Raw genomic sequence first — 6,837 nt, 5'->3', positions numbered from 1 at the left:
GGAACAATGAGTGTGATGGGTTTGCCGGCGAGCTGTGCACGCACCGGGTTGAGCCAGGCGGCCGTGCTCAGGCTGGCGACGGCCATGAGGGTTCTGCGGGAAATAAGGGTCATGGTTGTCTCCGGATAGTTTTTTTCGGGGAAGGGTGACTCAGGCCGGACAATGCCCGACCAGGTTTTGGCTGAAGGGCGGTGGATCAGTCGATGCGGGCGCCAGAGTCCTTGACGATCTTGTTCCAGYGCGGCAGGTCGCCCTGGATCAACGCAGCAAACTGCGCTGGGCTGGCGGTCATTACGTCGCAGCCTTGTGCCGCGAGCTTGTCTGCCACGTCCCTGCTGGCCAGGGTTTTTTCAAGGGCGGCCTGCAGCTTGACGATGACTTCCCTGGGCGTACCGGCGGGCGCCAACAGCCCATACCATGGTGTCGAGCCGAAGCCTGGCAGGGTTTCGCCAATCGTCGGCGCATTTGGCAAGGAGGCCAGACGCTTTTCGTTCACTACGCCAAGCACCTTGATTTTTCCGGACTGCAGGAAGGGCAGCGCCGACGGCAGGCTCTGTACCGACACCGGAATCTGTCCGCCGGCAACATCGGTGGCTGCGGCAGCCGAAGCCTTGTAGGGAACGTGCAGCATGTCCACGCCGGCCGCCCGCTTGAACATTTCGCCGATCAGGTGGTTCAGCGTGCCGTTGCCGGCCGAGGCATAGCTGATCTGGCCGGGGCTGGCTTTTGCCTGGGCAATCAGCTCGACCACCGAATTGGCGGGAAAGGCCGAGTTGGCAACCAGCACATAGCCGGCGTTGGCCACCAGGCCGACCGGCTCGAAATCCTTCACGGGGTCGAAACCGGTGCTTTTGTAGATGGCGGGATTGATGACGTGCGCGCTGTTGGTCGTCAGCAGCAGGGTGTAGCCATCGGGCCTGGCTTTGGCCACCTGGGCGGTGCCGACATTACCGCCCGCGCCGGGCCGGTTATCAACCAGAAAGGTCTGGCCCATGATTTCGCCGAGCTTTTGGGACACGATGCGCGCAATGGCATCGTTGGCTCCGCCCGCCGCCTGCGGCACGATGACGGTGACCGGGCGGCCGGGATAGGCCTGCTGCGCCGCGGCAGGCAGCACTGCCAGACCGGTCATCGCCCCTGCCAGGATGGCGAGATGGTGGAAGAAATTACGTTTTCTCATGTCGTTGTCTCCGGTTGTAGTTTTGGGATGCTGTTTCAGGCGGGTTCGCAAATCTCTATCAAATTCCGGTCGGGGTCGCGCACATAGACCGAGCGGATTTTTTGTGTGGCGCCGGTACGCAGCACGGGGCCTTCAATGATTGGGCAACGCTCCCGCTCGAGGCGGATGATCACTTCGGCAAGGGGAATGTTGGCCAGAAAGCACAGGTCCAGGGCGCCCGGCACTGGCAGGTGGGCCTTGGGTTCGAACTCATTGCCTTTGACGTGCAGGTTGATTTTTTGCTGGCCGAACTTGAAGGCCTTGCGCTCTACCGGTGGTGTGCCGCCGATAAAAGTTTCCAGCGTCATACCCAGCACGCGGGTGTAGAAATCCACGCAGGCTTTTTCGTCCGCCGTGGTCAGCACCAAATGGTCCAGCTGCCGAATCATGCCGATGCCGTCCTCAGTTCAGCCACATAAGGCGGCGGCGCATGCAAGTCGGTAATGCGGCCCGCCTTGGCCACTTGCCCGGGCACGTCATGGCCGACAATGCCGGGCATTTGTCGCGCCACCGCAAGCAGCTTTTCAAGGTCCATACCGGTGTCGTAACCCATCGCATCCAGCATGTGTACCGCGTCTTCGCTGCTGATGTTGCCGCTGGCGCCGGGCGCGTAGGGGCAGCCGCCCAGGCCTCCCAGCGAGCCGTCAAAGCGCGTGATGCCGCCCTGCACGGCCGCCAGCACATTGGCCAGGCCCATGCCGCGCGTGTTGTGAAAGTGCAGGGTCAGCTGCAGGCCTTCAAAGCGTTTTTGCAGCGCTTTCACCATGCGGCCGACTTGAGCCGGGTGGGCCATGCCGGTGGTGTCGCAGATCGTGAGGCCGCGCACGCGGTCTGCGCCGAAGGCGGCGAAGCGATCGCTCCAGCGCAGCACTTCGTCCTCGACCACTTCGCCTTCCATCGGGCAGCCGAAGCAGCACGACAGCGAAATGTTGATGGGCGTGCGGCCGTCGACATGGCGAATGACATCAGAGAGCGCGGCAAAGCTTTTCTCGCGGGGCATGCGCAGGTTGGCCAGGTTGTGGGTTTCCGACACCGACATCACCAGGTTGAGTTCGTCGGCCCGCGACTCCAGCGCTCGCTCCGCCCCGCGCAGGTTGGGCACCAGCACGGTGTAYTCCACGCCRGGCACGCGGCGTATGCGGCCCATCACCTCTTCGGCRTCACGCAGCATGGGRATGGCCTTGGGCGAGGTAAACGATGTCACTTCAATCTTGGCGTAGCCGCATTCGCTGAGGGCATCGACGAGCGCGACCTTGTCATCGGCGGAAATGAAAGCGGGTTCGATCTGGAAGCCGTCGCGCGTAGCGACCTCATTAAAGTAAATCCGTTTTGCGGTGTTCATGCGCTGACGTCCTTCCCGGCCACGATGCCCTTGTCCTTTAGCGCCTGAATCTGTTCGGTTGAAAGTCCGATCTCGCGCAGCACCGCAACGGTGTCCTGCCCCACCTGCGGCGCATTGCGACGGTGCCCGCCCGGTGTGCGCGAGAGTTTGGGCACGATGCCGGGTACTGCCAGCGTGCTTCCGTCGTCCATCTGAACTTCGTCGAGCATGCCGCGCGCCTGGTAGTGCGGGTCGGCCGCGATATCGGCCACGGTGTAAATGCGGCCCGCGGGCACCGAGACCTTGTCGAGCGCCGCCAGCACTTCATCGACCGTGAGGCCCAGGGTCCACTGGCCGATGGCTGCGTCGATTTCTTCCACGCGCGCCACGCGGCCGGCGTTATCAGCCAGCGCCGGGTCGTTGCCGAGATCGCTGCGGCCTATGGTGGCCATCAGCCGTTTAAAGATGCTGTCGCCGTTGCCGGCCACCAGCGCATAGCCGCCGTCCTTGCACAGATAAGCGTTGCTGGGCGCAATGCCGGGCAGGGCGCTGCCGGCCGCGCCGCGAACCGCGCCAAAGGAGCTGTATTCAGGCAGCAGGCTTTCCATGCAGTTGAACACCGCTTCATAAAGCGCCACATCGATCACCTGGCCTTTGCCGGAGCGCTGGCGTTCCTGCATCGCCAGCAGGATGCCAATGACGCCGTGCAGTGCGGCCAGCGTGTCACCGATGCTCACCCCCACACGCACCGGCACACGGCCCGGCTCGGCCGTCAGGTGGCGCAGGCCACTCATGGCCTCGGCCACCACGCCGAAGCCCGGCTTGTCGCGGTAGGGGCCGGTCTGGCCGTAACCGCTGATGCGCAGCATGATGAGTCGAGGGTTCAGCGCCAGCAACTCGTCGGGGCCCAGGCCCCAGCCTTCCATGGCGCCGGGACGGAAGTTCTCGATCAACACATCGGCGTCAAGCGCGAGCTGGCGCACGATGGCCTGTGCCTCGGGGCTCTTCAGATCCAGCGCGACCGAGCGCTTGTTGCGCGACTGCACCTGCCACCACACCGAAGTGCCGTCTTTGAGCAAGCGCCATTTGCGCAGCGGGTCGCCCGCGCCCGGCGTTTCGATCTTGATGATGTCGGCGCCGAAGTCCGCCAGTGTCTTGGCGGCGAAGGGGCCGGCGATCAGCTGGCCGAGCTCCAGCACTTTCAGCCCGGCGAGCGGGCCTTGCGCGGTGGAGACACCGGAAGCTGGAGGGGATTTTTCAGGAGAGGGCATGGCGGGCAGTGTGCCGCCGCCAGCTGGTCCCGTCTATTTGCGCTTTGGGGCCTTGGGTTTCGCGTTTTGCGAAGGCGGGGCCTCTTTCGGGCTGAGGAAGTCCACCAGCGAGGCAATACCCGCATCGGGCTGGCCCGTGATGGTGGCTGTCAGCAGGCGGCGCTGGGCCCAGGCGTCGGCCAGCGGCCGCCAGCTGAGTTTCATGCTTTTGACCATGGGCAGCGTGGCGGCTTTGGGCAAGATGGCCACACCCAGGCCTGAGGCCACCATATGGCATACCGCGTCAAAGCTGCGCACCTGCATGCGTAATTTCAGCGGCCGGTTGGCGGCCAGCGCGGCCTGTTGCTGCTTTTGCAGCATGGCGGCGCCAGCGGTCAGGCTGATCCATTCCTCGTCGAGCGCATCGACAAAGGCCAGCGGTGTCTTGCTGCCTGCCAGCGTGTGGCCGGCGGGCAGGATCAGTACCAGCTCGTCTTCGCGGAACAACCGGGTGTCCAGCCCGGTGGTGCCCGGGCCTTCCACGAACACCGCCACGTCGGCCCGGCCTTCACGCAGGGTAGCCGCTACGGCTTCCGACACCTGCTCTTCCAGGTCGATATGCACCTGCGGGTGCAGCTCACCATAGCGTGCCAGCAGCGGCGGCAAAAACTGGCTGATGGCAGCGCTGCTGGCACACAACCGGATGTGGCGCGCGATGCCGCGCCGCAGGTCGGCCAGTTCGCCGCCCAACTGTTCCATGGTCTGCAGCAGGGTGAGGCCGTGCTTGACGAAGACGCGGCCCGCCGCCGTGGGGAGCAGGCCGCGTGGGTGGCGTTCGAACAGCGCGTCGCCCAGGGCGTCCTCAAGCTCCCGGATGCGCCGGCTGGCGGCAGCCAGCGCCAGGTGCGAGTCGCGTGCCGCGGCCGTCAGGCTGCCTGTCTGGGCGCAGGCCACCGCCAGGCGCACCGACACCAGGTCAAACCGGGCGAGGTTGTAGCTCACGGGGAAATGAGCCTGAAAACTCAGGCCGCCTTCTTTTTGGTGGTGGCTTTTTTGGCCGCAGGCTTTTTCGCGATCAGGGCGTCCAGGTTTTTCACGATCTCGTCCTCGATCCTGTCTTTGAAGGCGCCGAGCAGGAAACCCAGCTTGGCCTGGAGATCGAAGCGGTCCTTGGTGACGGTCAGCGTGCCGCTGACACCCGAGCGGGTAAAGCTGACCAGGTCTTCGTCCTTGCCCTCTTCGTAAGTGCATTCCATGTCGAATTTTTCTTCGGCCTGCTCGGCCCATTTGAAGGCTATCTTGCGCGCCTCCGCAAGGCCCAGGGTGTGTTCGCGCTGGATCTGGATGTCAGCCATTCGTGGTCTCCGTGTTGTTGATTTGAAGCGCCTTGTGCCGTTCGTCTTTGGCAGCCGGGCCAGCCGTTTGACTGCATCATAAAACGCTTACCGGTGCCGACGTTTCGTTCAGGCAGTATTTCAAAGCGGGCTACGCTTTCGGCCCTGTTCAAGACACTGCGTTGTGATGTGATACTGAGCACTGTTGACGCACCCCCATCTACCCGTGCGTTGTCAGACAAATTTGCAACAGCCCCCTCYTTTGAAGAATCCRMATYCCATTCATTTTTGCAAAAGCGCCGAYGGAACGRCCATYGCYTTCACTGCAACYGGCWGYGGGCCGCCMGTKGTATGGGTCACCCTGCAGTACACCGACAACGACCTGACATCGCCTGGACCCGCGAGCAGGCACTGGATGGGCGCGCTGGCCGCCCGTCACACCGTGATCAGGCTCGATATGCGGGGCTGTGGGCTTTCGGAGCGCAAGCCTGCGCGCATGTCCCTGGATGCCTGGGTGGAAGACATTGAGGCGGTCGTCAATGCAGCGGGTCTGACGCGCTTTGCCATGATGGCGGTGTGTACGGGGTCGTATGCAGCAATCGAGTATGCCGCCCGCCATCCTGCCCGGTTGACGCGCCTGGTTATCTATGGAGGGGCCGTTCGCGGGCGTTTGCGGCGTGAATTGACTCCCGCGCAACGGGACGATGCCATGGCGGCGTTGCAGGTGTACGAATCCGGGCTGGATGGGAGAAGCGAGTTTGCGGTATCTTTTCGGCGCATATTCACGGCGCAATTTCTCCCGGACGCCTCGGCCGGGCAACTTGAGGCCCATGATCGAATCGTCAGCCAGCGCATGAACGGCGCCATCGCTGCACAGAGCGTCCGCGCGTTTTATGACCTGGACCTCAGCGCAAGTGCGCAGCGGATTGACACCGCTTGCCTGGTTCTGCATGCCCGCCAAGACATTTTGTATCCGATAGACGAAGGGCAAAGGCTGGCCACACTCATTCCTGCCGCACGCTTCGTTCCGGTTGACTCGCACAACAACATCCCTTTGGAGGAGGAGCCGGCATGGCCCGGGGTGCGCGATACCGTGCTTGAATTTCTCGCCGGCAACGAGGGCGCTGCGGCACCTGCTTTCCGGCTGACAGTGCGCCAAGCCGAGGTGCTGAGGCAGGTAGCGCAAGGACAGACCGACAAACAGATCGCACGCACACTATCCCTGAGTCCTCGTACGGTTGAAATGCATGTGAGCGCTGCCTTGAAAGCCCTGGGTAGCAAAACGCGGGCTGAAGCTGCGCACCGGGCCGCGCAATACGGGATTTTCTAGCCCGGTCGTGGTCAGAGCCGGCTTGGCTACGGTATTGCCTACCGGGCTGAGATCTCTGGATACCGTAGTTCACACACTGTGCAGAGCTTTGCAGGGGCTGGATACTGCTCTTTCGAGAATCACGTTGCTGGCGTCACATCGCCGATGTATGCCTGCCCGATTCGGGCATCTGGTGCGGGTACTTTGCCGCCGCTCTGGAACGACATGACAACCAGGAAAAAGGATCCATGAAGGATGAAAATCTACCCGTTGCACAGCAGTGAAAAAGAGCGCGACCGGTTGAAAATGCAGGGGCTGGCAATACTGCCGCTTACCGAGAACCTGCTGACAGGGGCCGGCGTACAGCCTGGGTCCCAGGTCCTGGAACTGGGCTGCGGAAGCGG

The 6,837-nt window shown here is 63.2% G+C and carries 7 protein-coding genes; 1 reads left to right on the top strand and 6 read right to left on the bottom strand.

Translation table 11 applies throughout. The features are described 5' to 3' along the window. Nucleotides 1-196: 196 nt before the first annotated feature. Genes AC1D1P_RS10775 through AC1D1P_RS10750 form a run of 6 tightly spaced genes read right to left on the bottom strand, consistent with a single transcriptional unit; the run spans nt 197 to nt 5,145 of the window. Nucleotides 197-1,180, bottom strand: a complete 984-nt coding sequence (locus AC1D1P_RS10775) for a Bug family tripartite tricarboxylate transporter substrate binding protein (RefSeq protein ID WP_477672970.1) — start codon at nt 1,178-1,180, stop codon at nt 197-199. A 35-nt stretch (nt 1,181-1,215) separates the two neighbouring features. Then, nucleotides 1,216-1,608: a VOC family protein gene (locus tag AC1D1P_RS10770; protein ID WP_477668555.1), complete on the bottom strand. Its 393-nt coding sequence runs from the start codon at nt 1,606-1,608 to the stop codon at nt 1,216-1,218. Next, nucleotides 1,605-2,561, bottom strand: a complete 957-nt coding sequence (locus AC1D1P_RS10765; RefSeq protein WP_477672969.1) for a hydroxymethylglutaryl-CoA lyase — start codon at nt 2,559-2,561, stop codon at nt 1,605-1,607. Before AC1D1P_RS10765 ends, AC1D1P_RS10770 begins: the two co-directional genes overlap by 4 nt. Next, complete coding sequence (locus AC1D1P_RS10760) at nt 2,558-3,811, bottom strand: CaiB/BaiF CoA transferase family protein (protein ID WP_477668553.1); 1,254 nt, start codon at nt 3,809-3,811, stop codon at nt 2,558-2,560. Before AC1D1P_RS10760 ends, AC1D1P_RS10765 begins: the two co-directional genes overlap by 4 nt. A gap of 33 nt (nt 3,812-3,844) precedes the next feature. After that, nucleotides 3,845-4,792 (bottom strand): LysR family transcriptional regulator, encoded by a 948-nt coding sequence (locus tag AC1D1P_RS10755; RefSeq protein WP_477672968.1) that lies wholly within the window; start codon nt 4,790-4,792, stop codon nt 3,845-3,847. Nucleotides 4,793-4,812: 20 nt separating this feature from the next. Beyond that, nucleotides 4,813-5,145 carry a polyhydroxyalkanoic acid system family protein gene (locus AC1D1P_RS10750; protein WP_477668551.1) on the bottom strand — a complete coding sequence of 111 codons (333 nt, stop codon included), beginning with the start codon at nt 5,143-5,145 and terminating at the stop codon, nt 4,813-4,815. A gap of 394 nt (nt 5,146-5,539) precedes the next feature. Here AC1D1P_RS10750 and AC1D1P_RS10745 point away from each other — a divergent pair, with 394 nt between their 5' ends. Next, entirely contained in the window at nt 5,540-6,454 is a 915-nt protein-coding gene (locus AC1D1P_RS10745; protein WP_477672967.1) for an alpha/beta fold hydrolase, read from the top strand. Nucleotides 6,455-6,837 lie beyond the last annotated feature (383 nt).

The organism is Polaromonas sp. P1_E1_2 (assembly GCF_056406035.1).
This window is presented reverse-complemented; position numbering and strand designations above follow the sequence as displayed.